Below are 20,262 nucleotides of genomic sequence, written 5' to 3' on the forward strand. Positions count from 1 at the left end.
TTCCACTTTAACTGAAATCATTCAACAGCATGCCTTCAATTTAACGAGTTTGAAATCATTAAGCAAATAAGTGATACATGCGGCTTTAAGAGGTGAAGATTGATACGGCGAGTGAGGATATCAGATAGTACATTTGAACAAAAATAGTCTGCCCATGATTCTGACATTGGTTTTGGTTGTCCGCCATACTGGGCAGAGAAGAGGTATTCAAGCTCAAAACCGCGTTTTTCATTCGTATTCCAAATAAGATTGTCCTTAGCAGCCATCATCAGCTGTAACCCTCACCTTTTCATATGTGATTGTTTTGGAAGGGGGACATAAGTGCTGTTATATATTAGCGGAGGGTGCTGCATATCATCCGCATGAACGCAGCCTTAACTAAAACGATTTCACAACATTCTGATCTGAAAATTGGCGGCCGATCATTTTCGACTGGCTTACAAAGTTGTTTTCGATGACAATTCCGGTATTTAAACCTCCGGATCCATACGCTGTTTTTGAAGCGCTTAAAGGGCTGATGGTAAACGCGCCGCCGACATTGACAACTCCGTTTCCTGATACGTTGTTAATATGAATAGGGAAACCGGTCATGCTATTTTGTCTCCTTTCCCTGCAATCTACTAACTATATGTACGCATTCTTTCTAAATAGGATTAAACGGAGCGGCAAAAATTTTGAAAAACAAAAAGACCGGCTTTCCTGCAGCCGGATGGAGGGAGATATTCGGAGTCATCATCATATCGTTTTTGTTACGTTTTGATCTGAGTATTGGGAGCTTACTGAATTTGTTGTGCTGAACAAGTTATTTTCGATTACAATTCCCGTATTGGAACCCCCGGACCCGAAGACGCTTTTTGATACGGTTAACGGACTTATTGAAAGCGCGCCGCCGACATTGACAACTCCGTTCCCGGAAACGCTGTTAATATTAATAGGAAAACCAGCCATCATATACACGGTCTCCTTTCTATCAATCTATTAACTATATGTACGCTGTCATTTTGAATAAGATTAAACAAAGCGGCAAAAATTTTATGGGCGATAAAAAAACTGCCGGAACTCCCGGCAGTTTCTTCTCAAATGTTTACTCCTCAAACGGCACCCAGCCGCGTGTGTTTTTGATCATTTCCCATAACGGATCAGGGAGGCGGTATTTTTCTTTTTCAGAAGCTTTGATGACTTTTTCGATATCTTGTTCTCGGCCTTCCTTAATCTTCACTGCCCATTCAGGATCAATTAAGATGACGCGGCCCAAAGCCACTAATGGAATTCCGCTTTCAATCACTGCCAGTGCTTCGTCTGCAGTATAGATGGAACCGACTGCAATCAGCGGCACTTTTTGACCGACACGTTCGTTCAGTAAATCCATTCGGGTCCGTGTAACATCTGCCCCGCGGCGTGCTTTAGAATTGACGTCCATCAGGGAAATATGCAAGTAATCCAAGTTTTTTTCCGCGAGCGCGTCAACAAGCGTGAATGTTTCAGTCATTGTAAGACCCGGCGTTTCCGGCTCTTCCGGTGACAGGCGGTAACCGAGCACAAACGGATCCTTCGCGTGTTCGGCGATCGCTTTTTTGGCTGCGTCAACAACGGCAAGCGGGAAAGCTAATCGTTTCTCAGCGCTTCCGCCCCAGCGGTCTGTGCGCTGATTTGTTTTCGGGGAGTAAAATTGCTGAATTAAGTAGCCGTTTGCCCCGTGAATTTCTACGCCGTCAAAACCTGCTTCAATCGCTCTTCGTGTCGCTTCGCCGAACGCTTTTACGATATGTTCAGCCTCTTGTTCAGTGAGGGCGCGGGCCGTTTGACTGCCGTTTTCTTCTGCACCGCTCGGACTGACGACGTCTTCATTCGGCACGAGCTCAGGAGGGCATTCCAATCCGCCGTGGTGGATTTGGACAATGGCCTTCGCTCCTTGTGATTGAATGGTCTCGGCAAGTCTGCGCAAGCCGGGAATGTGGGAATCATCATGGATGGCAGGCTGGCCCGGAAACGCTTTGCCGTCCGGTGTTACGTTTGCGCATGCCGTAATGACCATGCCCATCTCTTTTGACCGTGGGGTAATATAGCTGATTTCGCGGTCAGATATCGTTCCGTCTTCATTGGATGAATAGTGGGTCATCGGTGCAACCGTGATCCGGTTTGGTATGGTGACGCCGCTTTGAAACGTAAATGGTTCAAACAGCGGTTTATATTTTTGCTTCATCATTTCGCCTTCTTCCTTGGGAGTTTGACTCGACAGTATTCTAGCCTATGTTTGAATTGTGTGCAATTAATTTGCTTATGCTTCTTCTGCATCTACGACCGGTTCAGCCATTTAAGCGTATGGAGCGGTTTTCTGCGCTCTTTTTCAGGGTCCGTATAGCCGCCTGAAATCTGATGGCCGATCGAGCTGAATATCACGGCAGCAGCGAAGAGGAGGAGGATTTTTTTCATATTCATATCTTCTTTCATATCATTTACAAGTTATTTATAAGCATACGCCAGCTGAAAAATCCCGTCAATTTGTTTTCGTTATTCTTTGTTATACTTTCCCGCGGCGAATATCGTTCCGATCTGAATCACAACACTTAACAGAGCACAAACTGCCACAACTGTGTTGCTGTCCATAGAAGACACCCTCCTTTTTCTTAGGTTGATGCATCATATGACAGCTGTCTCTGTTTTGACAAAACCGTAATACGGTGTTTCATCTTTTTCAACACAAAAAAGCGCTTTTCTCAAAAAGCGCCGTCACGTCTTTTTCAGCCGGTGCAAAGCGATTTGAACGGCGATTGCGTCATCCAAATAGCCGATCGGAAACATATAATCAGGGATCACATCCGTCGCCAAAATAAAATATAGCAAAGCGCTTCCGAGGATGGCGCGATCTTCGGGCAGGGTCGATTCATCCATATATTGAAGGTGCATCTCCTTTAAATGATCAATAATCGGGCCGACACTTCCTTCGTTATCCATTTTTTTTTGAAACTCTTCACAAATGAGGCGATGGCCCTGCTGGGTTTTGGCATATTGCTCATATCTGGTCAGTTCACGCTCAATTTGTTCTTGCGTAAAAGGCTTATCAAACATTTCGGCCATATTGAGCATATCCTGAATCGCTGTCAGCGGGTCTGGGGATGGCGTTTCTTTGTCATTTCCGATAGCTATGCCGGACGCTTCAAGTAATTCTTCGAGCGAAATATGCAGATGTTTCGAGAATTCCTGAAGGTGCTTTAAGTTTGCATTTTGCTTTCCGTTAATAATGCGGGAGATGGTAGCTGTGTCAATGTTTGTCAGTGTGCCGAGCTTTCTCATTGAGAGTGAGTGCTCTTCAAGCAATGATTTTAAAAGGGGGCCAAGGTCTTTGTTTCTTTTCTCTGTCAATGGGTGTCACCTCGTTTCCGCCGGTATGATGATAAATGATCAATAAATTGATGAATAACGGGTACCTTTCCTGAGCAGCTGAATAGGATAGTGTAGATTCAACAGCATGACGTGTTGAAAAGACATCAAAGAATGGAGAGGGAATACATGGCTTGGTTATTGATTTTGGGATTGGCAGTATCATCAAGCATCGACAATTTGGGTGTGGGGATGTCTTATGGAATCAGAAAAATCAAAATACCACATGCAGCAAATATGATGATCGCGTTTATCTGTTTTTTATTCAGCTATATCGGCATTTATTTCGGAAAATGGATTTCGGCTATTTTACCAGGGATTCTTCCCGTATTGCTGGCAGCCTTTATTTTATCCGTCATCGGCATCCGTATCATCCTGCTGGCCGTTCCGAGAAAAAAACAAGAAACAGCGCGTGTTGATGTTTCGTCAAAAAAAGAAGGCCGTTTTTCCGGTTTGTTGAAAAACCCGGAGGCTGCTGATGCCGATGGGTCAGGAGAAATCGGCATGCTGGAATCTATGGTTCTAGGGGTAGCCGTATCTGCAAATGCGCTCACAAATGGATTAAGCGCGGGATTAATCGGGCTGTCTCCTGCCGCGATTTCCATCACCGCTGCTGTCGGAAGCTTCCTTACTATATGGATCGGCTGTACGCTGGGGAAAAAAGCCGCGTCATTGCGGATCGGATCCTTACATGTCGGGCAGTTCAGCACGGTGTTCAGCGGAGCCATTATTCTTATCATTGCCATTAATACACTGCTCTTTTAAGTTGTCCCGTTCATTCTATGAAAAACGCAAAATAAATATGAACGGTTTCTAAAGGGGGAGCGCTTGATGCGCCCCTCTCTATTTGCGGAGAAGCAATTTTTTTCAAAATGAATAGAAAGTCGTCCGTTTCCGTTAAATTTTGCATATGCAGTCTTCCGATAGAGCCTTTTTCATAGACTGATCAGCTTTCTTTCTTTCTAACTTCAGGTAATCAGCGGGTCTTGCAGCCCTCTTCTGAAAAATGGAAAATCGCTGGGTGAAAGGAGGCGCCCTTTACAAAACGGCCATTCTGTTCAAAGATTAAGCCGAACAAGAAAACGAGGGGTGGTCCAGTGAAGTCTGTCATTCTGCTGATCTTCACCGCATGGCTGTTATCAGGCTGCGATTACACCGCGGAGGCGGATTCAGCACCGTCATTTACACAGGAAGGGATCTATATCAAAACAAACGGCCAAGATACGATAACAGTGGAAATAGACGGTGAACGGCAAAAGGTCAAGGTGCCCCTTGCAAAGCGATTTGAATGTCAGTCTCTGCCTGTACATACGGCGGTGCAAATCACCTATAAAAAAGAGAGCAGCGGACAACTGCGTCTTGAGGAAATGAAAAGAGAAAACAACATGTGAAAATGGGGGAGGAAAAAACGTGGGATTACTAACGAAAAGCGCTGCCGCATTCGGTGCGGCTTTGCTGCTGCTTGCGCCGTCAGTCAATGCGGCCGAACCGATACAAGGGAAAACCATCTATATTGACGCCGGACATGGCGGCGGGGACAGCGGGACATCCGGCAGCGGATTATTGGAGAAAAACGTGAATGCGGCGGTTTCGAATCGAGTCATAGCCAAACTGGACGCAGAAGGCGCAAAACCGGTAGCTTCAAGAACTGGCGATACCTTTTTAAGCCTGGACGAGAGAGTGGCGAAAGCAAGCGCCAGCCAATCGGATTTGTTCGTCAGCCTGCATGCGAATTCAGGTGTATCATCAGCGGCGGGAACGGAAACGTATTTTAATTCGGCATATGAAGGAGCAAACAGCGAAAAGCTTGCTTCAGAAATTCAGCATCAGCTTGTCTCGTCCTTGGGCACGAGAGACAGAGGTGTAAAAGAAGCGCCTTTTTATGTCATTACATATTCGAAAATGCCGAGTGTGCTCGCTGAATTAGGCTTTATCACAAATCCTTCAGATGCGGACAAGCTGAAAAACAACAGCGGCCAAGAGCATGCCGCCGATGCTGTCGTAAACGGAATCGAAGCCTATTATGAAAATCAGTGAATGTAAAAATTGCGTAAATGGCGCCCTCCTTTTATGCAAAACGATTATAATATAGAAAACCGATGACAAACATCTGAGGTGACATATGACAAATATCTTTGCCCATCGGGGGGCGTCGGGACACTATCCCGAAAATACAATGCTTGCTTTTACAAAAGCGCTTGAGGCGGGCGCGGACGGAATCGAGCTTGACGTACAAATGACAAAAGACGGCCGCATCGTTGTCATTCACGATGAAGCACTTGACCGAACCACGACGCTGAAAGGCTTTGTGAAGGATACGGCTTATGAGAAAATCAGAACTGCCAGTGCAGCCGGCAAATGGAAGGATTCCTTTAAAGGCGTCCGAGTGCCGCTTCTGTCAGATGTGCTGCGCTTGGCGGAAAAGGCTGACTTTCTTATCAATATAGAGCTGAAAAACAGCATATTCCGTTACGAAGGAATGGAAGAAGAAGTCATTAAGAAGGTCAGGTATTACGGGCTGGAAAAACGCATTATATTTTCTTCCTTTAATCATGAAAGCATGGCGCTTTGCCATACGCTTGCACCCGACATTGAAAGAGCGGTGCTGACAATGGATGTGATTCACCAGCCCGAACGGTACGCGGCAGAGATTCCGGCTTCAGGTTATCATCCGAAGCTTGGCACGCCGGCTGTCAGCGCGGAAGCCGTGAAACAGTTGGCGAAGAATCAGGTGGCGCTGCGGCCGTTTACCGTCAACCGTCCGGAAGATATGAAATGGCTGATAAAGGCGGGAGCCGATGCATTTTTTACAGATTACCCTGAGCGGGCTGTTTCTGTAAGGCAAGAATGCGGCAAATAAGAAGACTGTTCATGCAGTCTTCTTTTTTTGTAGGCAAAAAACATAACATCATCTAAGGCTTCATATAATCAAACAGGGCGTTTTATGTAAGCGTTATCTTTATCTTGATGAAAGTGAGGCAAAATTGTGGGGAAAACGGTAATCGTAAGTGCGGCTAGAACGCCGTTTGGAAAATTTGGTGGGGCATTAAAAGAAGTAAAGGCGGCAGAGCTAGGCGGCATTGCTATAAAAGAAGCAATGAAACGCGCCGGTGTCAGTACCGGGGAAGCAGAAGGAGCCGTCATGGGAATGGTCGTTCAGGCTGGAGCGGGCCAGATTCCGGCGCGGCAGGCTGCCAGGTTCGCAGGGCTTCCTTGGTCCGTTCCGGCTGAGACGATTAATAAAGTATGTGCATCGGGGCTCAGAGCCGTCACGTTCTGTGACCAGATGATTCGGGCGCATGATGCGGACGTGCTTATCGCCGGCGGAATGGAGAGTATGAGCAGCATTCCGTACGCCGTGCCGGCCGGCCGCTGGGGCGTTCGGATGGGAGACGGTGTACTTCAGGATTTAATGGTACATGACGGATTGACATGTGCATTTGAAAACGTTCATATGGCCGTTCACGGGAGCCATGCGGCCAAAAAGTACGGCATTTCCCGAAACGAACAGGACAATTACGCCTTGCTGAGCCAGAAACGGGCCGCTGATGCAGCTGATGCAGGCAAATTGGCAGAAGAAATCGTCCCCGTCACTTGGACCGGCAAAAAAGGCAAAGAATACACTGTAGCAGCTGATGAGGGGCCGCGCCCTGATACAAGCCTCGAACAGCTTGCGAAACTTTCTCCTATTTTTACTAAAGACGGAACGGTCACAGCAGGCAATGCTCCGGGTGTAAACGACGGTGCGGGAGCCTTTGTGCTGATGTCAGAGGAAAAAGCCGCAAAGCGCAATGTCAAACCGCTTGCTTCAATTCTCGGATTTGCTTCTGTCGGATTGGAAGCTTCTGAGCTTGCAAGCGCGCCGGGGGAGGCCATCATTCAGCTGCTGAAAAAAACCGGCTATTCGATTGAGGACATTGATTTGTTCGAAGTGAATGAAGCGTTTGCGTCCGTCGTACTGGTGAGTGAGAAAATAGCCGGCTTCAGCCTTGATAAAGTAAATGTAAACGGCGGCGCGATTGCTTTCGGCCATCCGATCGGAGCAAGCGGCGCCCGCATCATCATGACTCTCATATACGAATTGAAGCGGCGCGGCGGCGGTTTAGGCGTGGCGGCCATATGCAGCGGAGCCGCTCAAGGGGACGCCGTGCTGCTTGAGGTGTACTGAATATCAAGCGAAGGGAGAAACAGATGAAGATGAAAAGGATAATGGTCGCAGGCGCGGGACAGATGGGGGCAGGCATTGCCCAGACTGCCGCAGAAGCAGGGTGTGACGTCATTTTATATGATTGGGAGCCGGCTGCAGTGACAAAAGGCCTTCAATACATACAAAAAAATCTGGATAGAGATAAGGCGAAAGGGCGCAAGTCACATCTTGAGACAGAAACCATTTTCAGCCGCATTTCTCCGGCCGGGCTGGATGAAGCGGAAACAGCCGATTTTGTCATTGAAGCCATTGCCGAAAACAAAAAAGCCAAAGCTGAATTGCTTCAAAAACTAGACCGCATTTGCCAGCCTCATGCCATTTTAGCCAGCAATACTTCCTCTCTTCCGATTACAGAGCTTGCGGCTGTCACGCAAAGGCCGGAGAAAGTGATCGGCATGCACTTTATGAACCCGGTTCCGGTCATGGAACTTGTTGAAGTAATCAGAGGGCTCGCAACATCCGATGAAACGACGGAAACCGTACAGAGGCTTGCCTTAAAGATGAAAAAAACACCGGTGGAAGTCAATGACTTTCCGGGCTTTGTGTCCAACCGTGTATTGATGCCGATGATAAATGAAGCTGTTTTTTGCCTTTATGAAGGAGTTGCGTCAAAAGAAGCGATTGATGAGGTGATGAAGCTCGGCATGCGTCATCCGATGGGGCCTTTAACGTTAGCCGACTTAATCGGCTTGGACACATGCCTTTCCATAATGGAGGTCCTGCACACGGGGCTTGGGGATTCGAAATACCGTCCATGTCCGCTGCTCAGAAAATATGTAAGCGCCGGCTGGCTCGGCAAAAAAAGCGGCCGTGGTTTTTATGAGTATGAAAGGTGACGTAAGTATGGCAAAAATATGCGGGAGGCGGCAGCCGTGCATTTGACGGAAGAGCACATCATGATGAGAAAAATGGTTCGGGATTTTGCCCGTAAAGAAGTCGCGCCGATGGTCGAGATCATGGAACAAACAGATGAATTTCCAAGCAGCCTGATCAAAAAAATGGGTGCGGCAGGCCTTATGGGGATCCCTGTTCCGGAAGCCTATGGCGGAGCCGGAGCCGACACAGTGTCTTATATCATGGCGATACACGAAATCTCAAAAATCAGCGCGGCCGTTGGCGTTATTTTATCGGTTCACACATCAGTAGGGACAATCCCGATTTTGCATTTCGGGACAGAAGCCCAAAAACAAACATATATCCCCAAACTGGCTGCGGGCGAATATGTGGGCGCGTTTGCCCTCACCGAGCCGCAATCCGGATCTGACGCGGCAAGCTTAAAAACAACGGCGGTGCGAAAAGGCGGCTCTTATATTCTTAACGGCTCAAAAATATTTATTACAAACGGCGGAGCAGCAGATCTGTATCTCGCGTTTGCCTTGACAGATCCGGAAAAAGGGAGAAAGGGCATATCTGCTTTTATCGTTGAAAAAAGCACATCAGGCTTTCACATCGGAAAAAAAGAAAAAAAGCTGGGGCTTTTGGGTTCCAACACGGTTGAATTGCGATTTGATCAAGCGGAAATCCCCGTTGAAAACAGGCTTGGTGAAGAAGGAGAGGGTTTTTCAATTGCCATGAAAAACCTTGACGTCGGACGGATCGGCATCGCGGCTCAGGCGCTCGGCATTATAGAAGCCGCTCTTGGCTGTTCTGTTGAGTATGCGAAAAACAGGACGCAGTTCGGCCGGCCCATCGCCTCCAATCAGGCAGTCTCATTTAAGCTTTCTGAAATGGCTGTGAATGCCGAAGCGGCGAAACTGTTAGTCTATCAAGCCGCTGATCTGTATCAGCGGGGGCTTCCCTGCGGAAAAGAAGCGTCCATGGCGAAGCTATTCGCGTCCGATGCAGCGATGAAAGCAGCGACGGAAGCTGTTCAGATTCACGGCGGCTACGGCTATATGAAAGACTATCCGGCAGAACGTTTATTTCGGGATGCGAAAGTGACACAAATCTATGAAGGTACAAATGAAATTCAAAGACTGATTATTTCAAAGTATCTTCTTCAATAATAGCAGAAAAGGAGCGAAATCATGGAATCATATTCTCCCGGTTTAGAAGGCGTCATCGCAGTGGAAACGGAGATTTCTTTTCTCGATACACAAAAAGGAAACATTTTAATCAAAGGCCATGATCTGATTGAACTTTCTAAAACGAACAGCTACATGGACATTGTCCACCTCTTGCTGGCAGGCAGGCTTCCGAATTCAGAAGAAAAGGCAGCGCTTGAGGAAAATATTAAGCGCGGCGGGCGAATCCCTGAGGAAATCTTGCAGATCTGCCGGCTGCTGCCCCGAAATACTCACCCGATGGACGGATTGAGAACAGGACTCTCTGCACTAGGGGGTTTTGACAAAAACCTTGACGGCCGCTCGCCTTCTGAAAATCAGCACCGTATCTGTGAGCTATTGGGGAAAATGCCGAACTTGACCGTAAACAGCTACCGCATTATAAACGGCCTGGAGCCTCTGGAGCCGGTCGAGTCGTTATCATACAGCGCAAATTTTTTATACATGATTACAGGAAAAATACCTTCATCGCTTGAAGAGGATATTTTTGACCGTTCCCTCATCTTGTACAGTGAGCATGAATTGCCCAACTCAACGTTTGCCGCCCGCGTCATTGCATCCACTCAGTCAGATTTATACGGCGCTTTAACGGGAGCTGTCGCATCGCTGAAGGGAAATCTTCACGGCGGAGCGAACGAGGCAGTCATGTATATGCTTCAAGAAGCGAAGGATAGAGACGGATTCGAACAATTGTTAGCTCAAAAGCTGGCAAAGAAAGAAAAAATCATGGGCTTCGGACACCGTGTCTACATGAAAAAAATGGACCCGAGAGCTCTTATGATGAAAGATGCGCTGAAAAAGCTGTGCGATCTTTCCGGCGATGCCAGCCTTTATGACATGTGTGAAGCCGGTGAAAAGGTCATGCTGGAGGAAAAAGGTCTTTATCCGAATTTAGATTACTACGCCGCACCCGTCTATTACATGCTCGGCATTCCGATTCCGCTGTATACGCCTATTTTCTTCAGCGCAAGGACCGTCGGTTTATGCGCTCACGTTATGGAACAGCACGATAACAACCGGCTTTTCCGCCCGCGTGTCCGCTATACCGGGGCGCGCCTGTAAACAGATATGCAAGAGAAAGGAAGAGGAAAAATGACAGCAACCCGAATGGATACAGTGATAGAAGAAATCTCAGATTACGTGCTTCATCAAGAGATTGACAGTTCAGAAGCTTTCACTACTGCCGGACATGTACTGCTCGATACGATTGGCTGCGGCATTCTGGCGCTCAGCTATCCGGAATGCACGAAGCTGCTCGGACCGATTGTCCCCGGCACAGCCGTTCCGAACGGAAGCAGAGTCCCCGGCACGCCGTTTGTCTTAGATCCTGTCTTGGCGGCTTTTAATATCGGGTGTATCAATCGCTGGCTTGATTATAATGATACGTGGCTTGCAGCCGAATGGGGACATCCGTCTGACAATCTCGGAGGAATTTTGGCTGCAGCTGATTATATATCAAGAGTGCGTCTTGCTGAGGGGAAAGAGCCGCTTACAGTGCGGAATGTCCTGGATGCGATGATAAGAGCGCACGAAATTCAAGGTGTGCTCGCCCTTGAAAACAGCCTGAACAGAGTCGGGCTTGATCATGTTTTGTTTGTCAAAGTGGCAACAGCCGCTGTTTGCGCAAAACTGTTAGGCGGTACAAAAGAGGAAATCAACAACGCCGTATCTCACGCATGGCTTGACAATTCAAGTCTCAGAACATACCGGCATGCGCCGAACACCGGCTCGCGAAAATCATGGGCGGCCGGTGACGCAGCGAGCAGGGGTGTTTATTTGGCGCTTATGGCCTTAAAAGGAGAGATGGGATATCCGACAGCTCTGACCGCCCCGGGCTGGGGATTTCAAGACGTTTTATTTAACGGCCAGGAAATAAAGCTTGCCCGCCCGCTTCAATCCTATGTCATGGAGAATGTCTTATTTAAAGTTTCTTATCCTGCGGAATTCCATGCTCAAACAGCGGCAGAATGTGCGGTTTTGCTCCATCCGGAAGTGCAAGACCGGATAGAGGACATCGATCGGATTACGATTCAGACACATGAATCAGCGATTCGGATCATTGACAAAAAAGGGCCGCTTAAAAATCCGGCGGATCGAGATCATTGCTTGCAGTATATTACAGCGGTCGGTTTAATTTTCGGGGATATTACAGCTGATCATTATGAACAGGAAACAGCGTCAGATCCGCGAATTGATATATTGCGCGGCAAAATGGAGGTGACTGAGCATAAAGTGTACTCTGAGGATTACTTAAAGCCGGATAAGCGATCCATATCAAATGCCGTACAAGTACATTTTAAAGACGGCACAAGCACGGAGCGGATAGAATGCGAATATCCGCTCGGGCACCGGTTCCGCCGGGAGGAAGCCGTTCCGAAAATTCTCGCTAAGTTTTCAGCTAACATCGGCACTCACTTCTCAGCAAAGCAGCAGTATAAGATAGAAGAAGCCTGTAAACACCATGACCGGCTTCAGCAGATGGCCGTCAATGAATTTATGGATTTATTTTGTGTATAAAAAAGGAGGATTACAAACATGACGTGGATCGTCAGCAGGCAATCAACACAAGAGGAGCTTGCAGAACGGTTCCGCACTCTGATGACAGCGCCGGAGCTTTTGCAGATACCTGGCGCTCATGATGCGATGGCCGCTCTTATCGCCAAGAAAACGGGATTTTCCGCGCTGTATTTATCAGGAGCAGCGTACACCGCCAGCAGAGGGCTTCCTGATTTAGGCATCGTCACATCGGCGGAAATGGCTGAGCGGGCAAAAGATTTAGTCCGCTCAGCCGACCTGCCCGTCCTTGTGGATATCGACACAGGCTTCGGCGGTGTTTTGAATGCCTCCCGCACAGCGAGGGAAATGTACGAAGCGCGTGTGGCCGCCGTACAGATGGAGGACCAGCGCCTGCCGAAAAAATGCGGGCATTTAAACGGGAAACAGCTCGTGCCGATAGAAGAAATGGCGCAAAAAATCCAAGCCGTCAAGCAGGCAGCGCCGACGCTTGTCGTTGTCGCAAGGACAGACGCCAGACAGCAGGAAGGAATAGAGGGGGCTTTAAAAAGAGCCGCCGCATATATAAAAGCGGGCGCCGACGCCATCTTCCCTGAAGCGCTCCAATCAGAAAGTGAGTTCAGAGAGTTCGCCGAACAGCTCGGCGCCCCGATCCTCGCAAATATGACTGAATTCGGAAAAACGCCGTATTACAGCGCAGAAGAATTTGCCGAGATGGGCTGTCAGATGGTCATTTATCCGGTCACGTCTCTCAGAACCGCAGCCAAGGCTTTTGAACGGATATTTCGTCTCATAAAGGAAGAAGGATCGCAAAAAGAGGGGCTGTCACAGATGCAGACGCGAAAAGAATTATATGAAACAATCGCTTACCATGATTATGAAGCTCTGGATGATTCCATTGCCAAAACGATTTTGCCGGATGAGTAAAAAGCCCTTCTTTTCAAGGGCTTTTTTACAGCTTTTTTTTCCTGAATCGGGGGCTTACTTGATTGCGTTTCCGGTCTCTGTACAAAATAAATCCGGCCAAAATATACATGCCGAACAGAAAAAACGCCAATCCGGCTGAACCTTGAAGAAAAAGTGAGGGAAACGGAGCAAATGTATGTCCGAATAAAGCATCTCTCATCAGTTTAATGCCAAGCGCGGAAACAGCGCCGGGAATGACTAAAATCAAAAGCGCAGCAAGCCGGCTCATATTCAGAAAACCCCTTTATCTTTTATATTTCCTTTATTGTCCAATTGAAAAAATATTTTGTCAAGAGAAGAAAACGTGGTAACATAAGGGTTGTGCAAATTATTGCAACGGAAAATACAGGTGTGCAAATTCTTTCATACAAAGGGGTATCGGGATGCAGAAGGTGCTGATTATAGGTGCTGGTAAAGGAGGCACAGCGCTCTTACAGATTTTGATGAAAACAAAGCTGATTGAAATCATTGCTGTTGTTGATCAAGATTCGGAGGCGCAAGGGCTGAAAGAAGCCGAGAAATACGGAATTGCAACCTCATCAGATTGGAAACCCTACATAACCAAGGAAATTGATATCATCATTCATACAACGGGCGACAAAGCGGTCATGGACGAGCTGCTCCGTGAAAAATGCGAACAAACCATTGTTATGCCGGGAAAATTGGCGTACATGGTATTTCAGCTGATGGAAGAAAAACAGCAGCTCATTCAAATGCTGAAGTCGCAAACCTATAAGCACGACCGGATTTTTAATTCAACACATGACGGAATGATTTTTATAGACGTCAACGAAACGATCATTTTATTTAATCACATGGCGGAAAAAATGGTCGGGAAAAAACGGGAGGACGTCATCGGCCGCCCGATAAAAGAGGTGGTGGCGAATACGAAGCTGCCGCGGATTTTAAAGACGAGAGAACCGGAATACAATCAAAAGCAGCTTCTCGGAAAGCACTTGCAGATTGTCACCACAAGGCTGCCGATCATTGATGTAGGCGGAAAGCTTCTCGGCGCGTTATGCGTTTTTAAAGACATTACAGACGCGGTCGAGCTTGCAGAAGAGGTGACAAACTTAAAAGAAATCCGTACGATGCTGGAAGCGATTATTCAATCGTCAGACGAGGCCATTTCAGTTGTGGATGAAAACGGCATAGGCCTGTTAATTAATAAAGCATATACGAAAATGACCGGGCTTTCTGAAAGTGAAGTGATCGGCAAACCCGCCGGCACGGATATTTCCGAGGGGGAAAGCATGCACTTAAAGGTATTAGGGACAAGGCGGCCCGTTCGGGGTGTGAGAATGAAGGTCGGCCCTAATAAAAAAGACGTCATCGTCAATGTTGCCCCTGTGATTGTGGACGGCATTTTAAAAGGCAGTGTCGGGGTCATTCATGACGTGTCAGAGATTAAAACACTGACTGCCGAACTGAATCGGGCGCGGCAGATCATCCGGACGCTGGAAGCAAAATACACGTTCGACGATATTATCGGCACGAGTGAACAGATGCTGGTTGCGCTTGAACAGGCGAAGCTTGGCGCAAAAACGCCGGCAACGATTTTATTGCGGGGGGAATCCGGCACCGGAAAAGAACTGTTTGCCCACGCCATACATAATGAAAGCGACCGAAAATACAATAAATTCATTCGCGTTAATTGTGCGGCGCTGTCTGAATCCCTGCTAGAATCCGAGCTGTTCGGTTACGAAGAAGGAGCTTTTACGGGTGCCAGGCGCGGAGGCAAAAAAGGGCTTTTTGAGGAAGCGAATAACGGCAGCATATTCTTAGATGAGATAGGAGAGCTGACGCAAAATACGCAGGCGAAGCTGCTCAGGGTGCTTCAGGAAAAAGAGATTATCAGAGTCGGCGGCACAAAAGCGATTTCTGTAAATGTCAGAATCATTGCAGCGACAAACGTCAATATTGAAAAGGCGATGGCGGACGGAACATTTCGTGAGGATCTGTATTACCGCATCAACCGCTATCCGATCTCCATTCCGCCGCTTCGGCAGCGAAAAGAAGATATCGAAGCGTTAAGCGTCCGGCTTATTGAAAAAATCAATCAGGATTACGGCCGCAATGTGAAGGGGCTGACCCCCAATGCTTTGCGTGCCTTATCAGCCTACCGCTGGCCGGGAAACGTGCGTGAGCTGGAAAATGTGCTCGGACGGGCCATGATATTTCTGGAGCCGCATATGGAGCGGATTGAACAGCAGCATTTGCCTGTTTTTGAAACGGAACAAAACGAAAAGAATGGCGGCCAAAGTGATTTTCCTGATGTAGAAGGAGAAAAGCTGTCTCAGGCCGTTGAAAAATTTGAAGCTCATTTAATTCAAAAAACGCTTGAAAAGCATAAATACAATCGTACAAAAACGGCAAAGGCGCTCGGCGTCAGCATTCGAAATCTGTACTACAAAATGGACAAGTACGGTCTTGCAAATGACGGCATGCAATAAATTGCAGGGACAGCGCAAGCCGCTGCATGTTTTTTAAAAGAGAAGCCGAAAAATGCCTCTTGCTCATATGGCACAGAACTTGCATCTGAACAGAACGGATTCGCACAAGGAAGGTGGTACAAAATGAAGCTGAAAGACCTAATTGAAAAAGCTGCGGCAAAAAATGCGAAAACGATAGCAGTGGCCCACGCAGCAGATAAAGAAGTGATCCAGGCCGTCAAAATGGCGGCAGAGCATCTGTCGGCGCGATTTTTACTGACAGGTGACAGTGAAAAGCTGAAAGAACTTCTGGCAAACGAGCCGAAGTTCAATGCTGAGATCATACATGCTGATTCACCTGAAGAATCTGCGGCAAAAGCAGTCCGCGCAGTGCGTGAAAAAGAAGCCGATATACTGATGAAAGGGAATCTGCCGAGCTCGACCCTTTTAAAATCGGTTTTAAACCGTCAAGAAGGGCTCCGTTCGAAACGGGTGTTATCCCATGTAGCAGTTTTTGAGGTGCCGGACTATGACAGACTGATATATGTCACCGATTCAGCGCTGAACATTGCCCCGTCTCTTGAAGATTTGCGGCATATTCTGCAAAATGCCGTTCATGTTGCGCATTCAGTAGGGAATCATATGCCAAAAGTTGCAGTTCTAGCCGCCCTTGAAACTGTTAATCCGAAAATGGAGGCAACGCTGAACGCGGCAGCGATCGTCCAGATGTGCAACAGAGGGCAGATTACCGGCTGTGTTGCGGATGGGCCGCTTGCTTTGGATAATGCCGTCTCAGCAGCGGCGGCAGCGCAAAAAAATATTTCCGGAAGTGTAGCGGGCCAGGCAGACATTTTGCTCGTCCCGTCAATTGAAGCTGGCAATATGCTTTATAAGTCAATGATTTATTTTGCCAAGGCAAACGTCGCGGCCGTCATCTCGGGTGCGAAGGCGCCGATTGCATTAACGAGCAGAGCGGATACCGCAGAAAATAAACTGTATTCCATTGCGCTTGCCATTTGCGCATCACAAGAACAGTAGGAGGAACGAACATGGAAATTTTTAAATATATGGAGAAATACGATTACGAACAGCTGGTATTCTGCCAAGATGAGCAGTCAGGTTTAAAAGCGATCATCGCGATTCACGATACGACGCTTGGCCCGGCGCTCGGCGGAACAAGAATGTGGACATATGAAAATGAAGAAGCGGCGATTGAAGATGCGCTGAGACTTGCAAAAGGCATGACATACAAAAATGCCGCTGCCGGTTTAAATTTAGGCGGCGGAAAAACCGTCATTATCGGCGACCCCCGAAAAGATAAAAATGAAGAAATGTTCCGTGCATTCGGCCGCTATATTCAAGGCTTAAACGGAAGATATATTACAGCAGAAGACGTCGGCACTACTGTTGAAGATATGGATATTATTCATGATGAAACCGACTATGTAACTGGGATTTCCCCGGCATTCGGTTCATCAGGAAACCCTTCTCCGGTCACCGCTTACGGCGTGTACAGAGGGATGAAAGCTGCTGCTAAGGCGGCGTTTGGAACGGATTCTTTAGAAGGAAAAACGATTGCCGTACAGGGCGTGGGAAATGTGGCGTATAATCTTTGCCGCCATCTTCACGAAGAGGGTGCTTCTCTAATCGTTACAGACATCAATAAGCAGTCAGTTGAACGTGCCGTTCAAGACTTTGGCGCCCGTGCGGTTGATCCTGACGACATCTACTCGCAGCAGTGCGATATCTATGCCCCGTGTGCTCTCGGCGCCGTCATTAATGACAGCACGATTACGCAGCTGAAGGCAAAAGTAATTGCCGGAGCCGCCAATAACCAGCTGAAAGAAGCGCGCCACGGCGATATGATTCATGAAATGGGAATCGTTTACGCGCCGGATTATGTTATCAATGCCGGCGGCGTGATAAATGTAGCTGACGAGCTTTACGGCTATAATGCTGAGCGGGCTTTGAAAAAGGTGGAAGGCATCTATGGAAATATTGAACGGGTGCTCGATATTTCTGCACGTGACGGTATTCCGACTTACTTAGCGGCTGACCGGTTAGCCGAAGAACGAATTGAACGCATGCGCCGTTCAAGAAGCCAATTTCTTCAAAACGGCCAAAGTGTATTAAGCAGGCGATAGGACTTGATCTGGAGGTGTGAAAATGTTCGAACAGGAAAAACGCATTCTCATTCTTAATCCAGGCTCAACATCAACGAAAATTGGCGTCTTTCACCATGAACGCTGTATTTTTGAAAAGACGCTGCGACATCCCGAGGAAGAGCTGAAGAAATATAACAGCATTATTGATCAATATGAATTTCGTAAATTAAGCATATTGGAGTCTCTGCACGAACAGGGCATCAACATTTCAAAGTTTGATGCCGTTTGTGCAAGAGGCGGCCTGCTTCGACCGATTGAAGGCGGCACGTACGAGGTGAATGACGCCATGATATCCGATTTAAAAACCGGATATAACGGTCAGCATGCATCAAATCTCGGCGGCATTATTGCCAGGGAAATAGCGGACGGCTTAAATATTCCCGCCTATATTGTCGATCCTGTCGTAGTTGATGAAATGTCGCCGCTCGCCAAAGTGTCAGGGATGCCCGAAATCAAGCGGAAAAGCATCTTCCATGCGTTAAACCAAAAGGCTGTAGCCCGTCAAGCGGCGGCGTCTCTCGGCAAACGGTATGAACAAATGAAGATGATTGTCACCCATATGGGCGGCGGCATCACAGTCGGTGTCCATGACTGCGGCCGGGTGGCGGATGTTAATAACGGGCTTCACGGAGAAGGCCCGTTCAGCCCGGAAAGAGCCGGAACCGTTCCGGCGGGAGATTTGGTGGAAATGTGTTTTTCCGGCAAGTATACAAAAGCGGATATGATGAAGAAGCTTGTCGGTACAGGGGGACTCTCCGGTTATCTCGGCACAACGGATGCGGTGAAAGTGGAACATCTCATTCAAGCGGGAGATGAAAATGCCCGGCTCATTTATGACGCCATGGCTTATCAAGTAGCAAAAGAAATCGGGGCGGCAAGCGCCGTATTAAAAGGAAAAGTCGACATTATCGTCCTGACAGGCGGATTAGCTTACGGAAAAAGCTTCGTTTCCGCTATCAGATCGTACATAGATTGGATTTCGGATGTATTCGTTTATCCGGGAGAAAATGAACTGCAATCGCTGGCGCAAGGAGCACTCAGAGTGCTGCTCGGCGAGGAGAAGTCAAAACAATATCAGATCAGCGAAGGAGTGAAAACAAATGGCGACTGAATATGATGTGGTCATTCTGGGCGGCGGCACGGGCGGTTATGTTGCTGCCATCAGAGCGGCTCAGCTCGGCTTAAAAACAGCCGTAGTGGAAAAGGAAAAACTCGGCGGAACTTGCCTTCATAAAGGCTGTATTCCGAGCAAAGCGCTGTTAAGAAGCGCAGAGGTGTATCGAACTGCAAAGGAAGCCGCGCAATTCGGCATTGAAACGGAAGGTGTCTCCCTTCGTTTTGACAGCGTGCAAAAACGAAAGCAGGGAATCGTTGATAAATTAGCAGGCGGTGTCGCCCACCTTATGAAAAAGGGAAAGATCGATGTATACAACGGGTATGGGCGTATGCTCGGCCCTTCTATCTTTTCACCTCTTCCGGGTACGATTTCTGTAGAATACACGAACGGCGAAGAAAATGACATGCTGATACCGAAGCAATTAATTATCGCCACCGGTTCAAGGCCGAAAATGCTTTCTGGTGTAGAAGCCGACGGAGAATATATTTTGACGTCAGACGAAGCGCTGGAGCTGGAGCAGCTGCCTCGATCCATGATCATCGTCGGCGGCGGAGTAATCGGCATTGAATGGGCGTCCATGCTGCATGACTTCGGCGTAGATATCACGGTCATTGAATATGCAGACCGGATATTGCCGACAGAAGACCGGGATATTTCGAATGAAATGAAAAACCTTCTGACGAAAAAAGGAATTACAATCGTAACGGGGGCTAAAGTGCTGCCGGATACATTAGATAAAACGGACGGCGTCAAAATCGAAGCGGAAAAGGACGGAAAAGCCGTTGCCTATCATGCTGAAAAAATGCTCGTCTCCATCGGCCGTCAGCCGAACATTGAAGGGATCGGCCTTGAAAACACCGAAATTGCAGTTGAAAACGGCGCCATTACGGTAAACGAAGCGGGCCAAACAAAGGAATCGCACATTTATGCGATTGGGGACGTCATCGGCGGCCTCCAGCTTGCCCATGTCGCCTCCCGCGAAGGCATCATCGCCGTTGAGCATATGGCAGGCCTCAATCCCGCTCCGCTGGATGCTGCGCTTGTGCCGAAATGTATTTATTCAAATCCCGAAGCGGCGAGTGTCGGCCTGACAGAAGAGGAGGCCGCTGCGAAAGGGCACGAGCTCAAAATCGGCAAATTTCCATTCATGGCGATCGGGAAAGCGCTTGTTTACGGAGAAAGCGACGGCTTTGTCAAAATCGTCGCAGACCGAAACACAGACGATATTCTCGGAGTTCATATGATCGGTCCGCATGTAACCGATATGATCTCAGAAGCCGGTCTCGCCAAGGTGCTGGATGCTACACCGTGGGAAATCGGGCAGTCCATCCACCCGCACCCGTCTCTTTCTGAGGCGATTGGAGAAGCGGCGTTAAGCGCCGACGGAAACGCGATTCATTTTTAAAAGGAAGAAGGA

The 20,262-nt window shown here is 48.0% G+C and carries 21 protein-coding genes and 1 pseudogene; 15 read left to right on the forward strand and 7 right to left on the reverse strand.

The features are described 5' to 3' along the window. Window positions 1–33: 33 nt before the first annotated feature. The 6 genes and pseudogenes from J7E26_RS11020 to J7E26_RS11045 form a co-directional block, all read right to left on the reverse strand. Window positions 34–233: pseudogene (locus tag J7E26_RS11020) on the reverse strand (tyrosine-type recombinase/integrase); the annotation flags it as partial. 145 nt (window positions 234–378) lie between these two features. Further along, entirely contained in the window at window positions 379–591 is a 213-nt protein-coding gene (locus J7E26_RS11025; RefSeq protein WP_214798623.1) for a spore germination protein, read from the reverse strand. A gap of 144 nt (window positions 592–735) precedes the next feature. Then, window positions 736–948: a spore germination protein gene (locus J7E26_RS11030; protein WP_214798963.1), complete on the reverse strand. Its 213-nt coding sequence runs from the start codon at window positions 946–948 to the stop codon at window positions 736–738. A gap of 136 nt (window positions 949–1,084) precedes the next feature. Next, window positions 1,085–2,203 (reverse strand): NADH-dependent flavin oxidoreductase, encoded by a 1,119-nt coding sequence (locus J7E26_RS11035; RefSeq protein ID WP_214798965.1) that lies wholly within the window; start codon window positions 2,201–2,203, stop codon window positions 1,085–1,087. 92 nt (window positions 2,204–2,295) lie between these two features. Next, the gene (locus J7E26_RS11040; RefSeq protein ID WP_311379493.1) at window positions 2,296–2,451 is read right to left on the reverse strand and encodes a hypothetical protein; all 156 of its coding nucleotides are present in this window, start codon (window positions 2,449–2,451) and stop codon (window positions 2,296–2,298) included. Window positions 2,452–2,730: 279 nt separating this feature from the next. Next, window positions 2,731–3,363 (reverse strand): helix-turn-helix domain-containing protein, encoded by a 633-nt coding sequence (locus tag J7E26_RS11045; RefSeq protein ID WP_214798626.1) that lies wholly within the window; start codon window positions 3,361–3,363, stop codon window positions 2,731–2,733. Between the two features lie 147 nt (window positions 3,364–3,510). Here J7E26_RS11045 and ytaF point away from each other — a divergent pair, with 147 nt between their 5' ends. From ytaF to prpB, 10 genes are all read left to right on the forward strand, one after another. Further along, complete coding sequence (gene ytaF / locus J7E26_RS11050; protein ID WP_251034458.1) at window positions 3,511–4,146, forward strand: sporulation membrane protein YtaF; 636 nt, start codon at window positions 3,511–3,513, stop codon at window positions 4,144–4,146. Window positions 4,147–4,478: 332 nt separating this feature from the next. Then, complete coding sequence (locus tag J7E26_RS11055; RefSeq protein WP_214798629.1) at window positions 4,479–4,772, forward strand: hypothetical protein; 294 nt, start codon at window positions 4,479–4,481, stop codon at window positions 4,770–4,772. A gap of 19 nt (window positions 4,773–4,791) precedes the next feature. Further along, a complete protein-coding gene (locus J7E26_RS11060; RefSeq protein WP_214798632.1) occupies window positions 4,792–5,418 on the forward strand; it encodes an N-acetylmuramoyl-L-alanine amidase family protein in 627 nt (208 codons plus the stop codon). An 85-nt stretch (window positions 5,419–5,503) separates the two neighbouring features. Continuing rightward, window positions 5,504–6,241 (forward strand): glycerophosphodiester phosphodiesterase, encoded by a 738-nt coding sequence (locus J7E26_RS11065; RefSeq protein ID WP_214798635.1) that lies wholly within the window; start codon window positions 5,504–5,506, stop codon window positions 6,239–6,241. Window positions 6,242–6,367: 126 nt separating this feature from the next. After that, window positions 6,368–7,549, forward strand: a complete 1,182-nt coding sequence (locus tag J7E26_RS11070) for an acetyl-CoA C-acetyltransferase (RefSeq protein ID WP_214798639.1) — start codon at window positions 6,368–6,370, stop codon at window positions 7,547–7,549. 23 nt (window positions 7,550–7,572) lie between these two features. Continuing rightward, entirely contained in the window at window positions 7,573–8,424 is an 852-nt protein-coding gene (locus J7E26_RS11075; protein WP_214798642.1) for a 3-hydroxybutyryl-CoA dehydrogenase, read from the forward strand. Window positions 8,425–8,460: 36 nt separating this feature from the next. Then, a complete protein-coding gene (locus tag J7E26_RS11080; RefSeq protein ID WP_214798645.1) occupies window positions 8,461–9,594 on the forward strand; it encodes an acyl-CoA dehydrogenase in 1,134 nt (377 codons plus the stop codon). A 21-nt stretch (window positions 9,595–9,615) separates the two neighbouring features. Further along, window positions 9,616–10,713 (forward strand): citrate synthase, encoded by a 1,098-nt coding sequence (mmgD, locus tag J7E26_RS11085; RefSeq protein WP_214798648.1) that lies wholly within the window; start codon window positions 9,616–9,618, stop codon window positions 10,711–10,713. Window positions 10,714–10,743: 30 nt separating this feature from the next. After that, window positions 10,744–12,168 carry a bifunctional 2-methylcitrate dehydratase/aconitate hydratase gene (locus tag J7E26_RS11090; RefSeq protein WP_214798652.1) on the forward strand — a complete coding sequence of 475 codons (1,425 nt, stop codon included), beginning with the start codon at window positions 10,744–10,746 and terminating at the stop codon, window positions 12,166–12,168. 18 nt (window positions 12,169–12,186) lie between these two features. Beyond that, window positions 12,187–13,092 carry a methylisocitrate lyase gene (prpB, locus tag J7E26_RS11095; protein ID WP_214798655.1) on the forward strand — a complete coding sequence of 302 codons (906 nt, stop codon included), beginning with the start codon at window positions 12,187–12,189 and terminating at the stop codon, window positions 13,090–13,092. Window positions 13,093–13,117: 25 nt separating this feature from the next. Here the strand turns inward: prpB and J7E26_RS11100 are convergent, their stop codons facing one another. Then, entirely contained in the window at window positions 13,118–13,360 is a 243-nt protein-coding gene (locus J7E26_RS11100) for a DUF2627 domain-containing protein (protein ID WP_214798658.1), read from the reverse strand. 154 nt (window positions 13,361–13,514) lie between these two features. On the opposite strand from J7E26_RS11100, the gene J7E26_RS11105 reads away from it, so the two are divergent. From J7E26_RS11105 to lpdA, 5 genes are all read left to right on the forward strand, one after another. Further along, complete coding sequence (locus J7E26_RS11105; protein WP_214798660.1) at window positions 13,515–15,584, forward strand: sigma 54-interacting transcriptional regulator; 2,070 nt, start codon at window positions 13,515–13,517, stop codon at window positions 15,582–15,584. Between the two features lie 123 nt (window positions 15,585–15,707). After that, window positions 15,708–16,601: a phosphate butyryltransferase gene (yqiS, locus tag J7E26_RS11110; RefSeq protein ID WP_214798663.1), complete on the forward strand. Its 894-nt coding sequence runs from the start codon at window positions 15,708–15,710 to the stop codon at window positions 16,599–16,601. 11 nt (window positions 16,602–16,612) lie between these two features. Further along, the gene (gene bcd, locus J7E26_RS11115) at window positions 16,613–17,707 is read left to right on the forward strand and encodes a Leu/Phe/Val dehydrogenase (RefSeq protein ID WP_214798666.1); all 1,095 of its coding nucleotides are present in this window, start codon (window positions 16,613–16,615) and stop codon (window positions 17,705–17,707) included. Between the two features lie 22 nt (window positions 17,708–17,729). Next, window positions 17,730–18,839, forward strand: coding sequence for a butyrate kinase (buk, locus tag J7E26_RS11120; RefSeq protein ID WP_251034461.1), 1,110 nt, complete (start codon window positions 17,730–17,732; stop codon window positions 18,837–18,839). Then, window positions 18,829–20,250 carry a dihydrolipoyl dehydrogenase gene (gene lpdA / locus J7E26_RS11125; protein ID WP_214798672.1) on the forward strand — a complete coding sequence of 474 codons (1,422 nt, stop codon included), beginning with the start codon at window positions 18,829–18,831 and terminating at the stop codon, window positions 20,248–20,250. Before buk ends, lpdA begins: the two co-directional genes overlap by 11 nt. The last annotated feature ends 12 nt before the right edge of the window (window positions 20,251–20,262 follow it).

The organism is Bacillus sp. ISL-51 (assembly GCF_018613535.1).
Lineage (GTDB): Bacteria > Bacillota > Bacilli > Bacillales > Bacillaceae > Bacillus.

Coding starts and splice junctions, on each gene's coding strand:
- J7E26_RS11025 (WP_214798623.1), bottom strand. CDS start 591: ATGACCGGTTTCCCTATTCATATTAACAACGTATCAGGAAACGGAGTT.
- J7E26_RS11030 (WP_214798963.1), bottom strand. CDS start 948: ATGGCTGGTTTTCCTATTAATATTAACAGCGTTTCCGGGAACGGAGTT.
- J7E26_RS11035 (WP_214798965.1), bottom strand. CDS start 2,203: ATGAAGCAAAAATATAAACCGCTGTTTGAACCATTTACGTTTCAAAGC.
- J7E26_RS11040 (WP_311379493.1), bottom strand. CDS start 2,451: ATGAAAGAAGATATGAATATGAAAAAAATCCTCCTCCTCTTCGCTGCT.
- ytaF (WP_251034458.1), top strand. CDS start 3,511: ATGGCTTGGTTATTGATTTTGGGATTGGCAGTATCATCAAGCATCGAC.
- J7E26_RS11065 (WP_214798635.1), top strand. CDS start 5,504: ATGACAAATATCTTTGCCCATCGGGGGGCGTCGGGACACTATCCCGAA.
- J7E26_RS11075 (WP_214798642.1), top strand. CDS start 7,573: ATGAAGATGAAAAGGATAATGGTCGCAGGCGCGGGACAGATGGGGGCA.
- mmgD (WP_214798648.1), top strand. CDS start 9,616: ATGGAATCATATTCTCCCGGTTTAGAAGGCGTCATCGCAGTGGAAACG.
- J7E26_RS11090 (WP_214798652.1), top strand. CDS start 10,744: ATGACAGCAACCCGAATGGATACAGTGATAGAAGAAATCTCAGATTAC.
- prpB (WP_214798655.1), top strand. CDS start 12,187: ATGACGTGGATCGTCAGCAGGCAATCAACACAAGAGGAGCTTGCAGAA.
- J7E26_RS11100 (WP_214798658.1), bottom strand. CDS start 13,360: ATGAGCCGGCTTGCTGCGCTTTTGATTTTAGTCATTCCCGGCGCTGTT.
- J7E26_RS11105 (WP_214798660.1), top strand. CDS start 13,515: ATGCAGAAGGTGCTGATTATAGGTGCTGGTAAAGGAGGCACAGCGCTC.
- yqiS (WP_214798663.1), top strand. CDS start 15,708: ATGAAGCTGAAAGACCTAATTGAAAAAGCTGCGGCAAAAAATGCGAAA.
- bcd (WP_214798666.1), top strand. CDS start 16,613: ATGGAAATTTTTAAATATATGGAGAAATACGATTACGAACAGCTGGTA.
- buk (WP_251034461.1), top strand. CDS start 17,730: ATGTTCGAACAGGAAAAACGCATTCTCATTCTTAATCCAGGCTCAACA.
- lpdA (WP_214798672.1), top strand. CDS start 18,829: ATGGCGACTGAATATGATGTGGTCATTCTGGGCGGCGGCACGGGCGGT.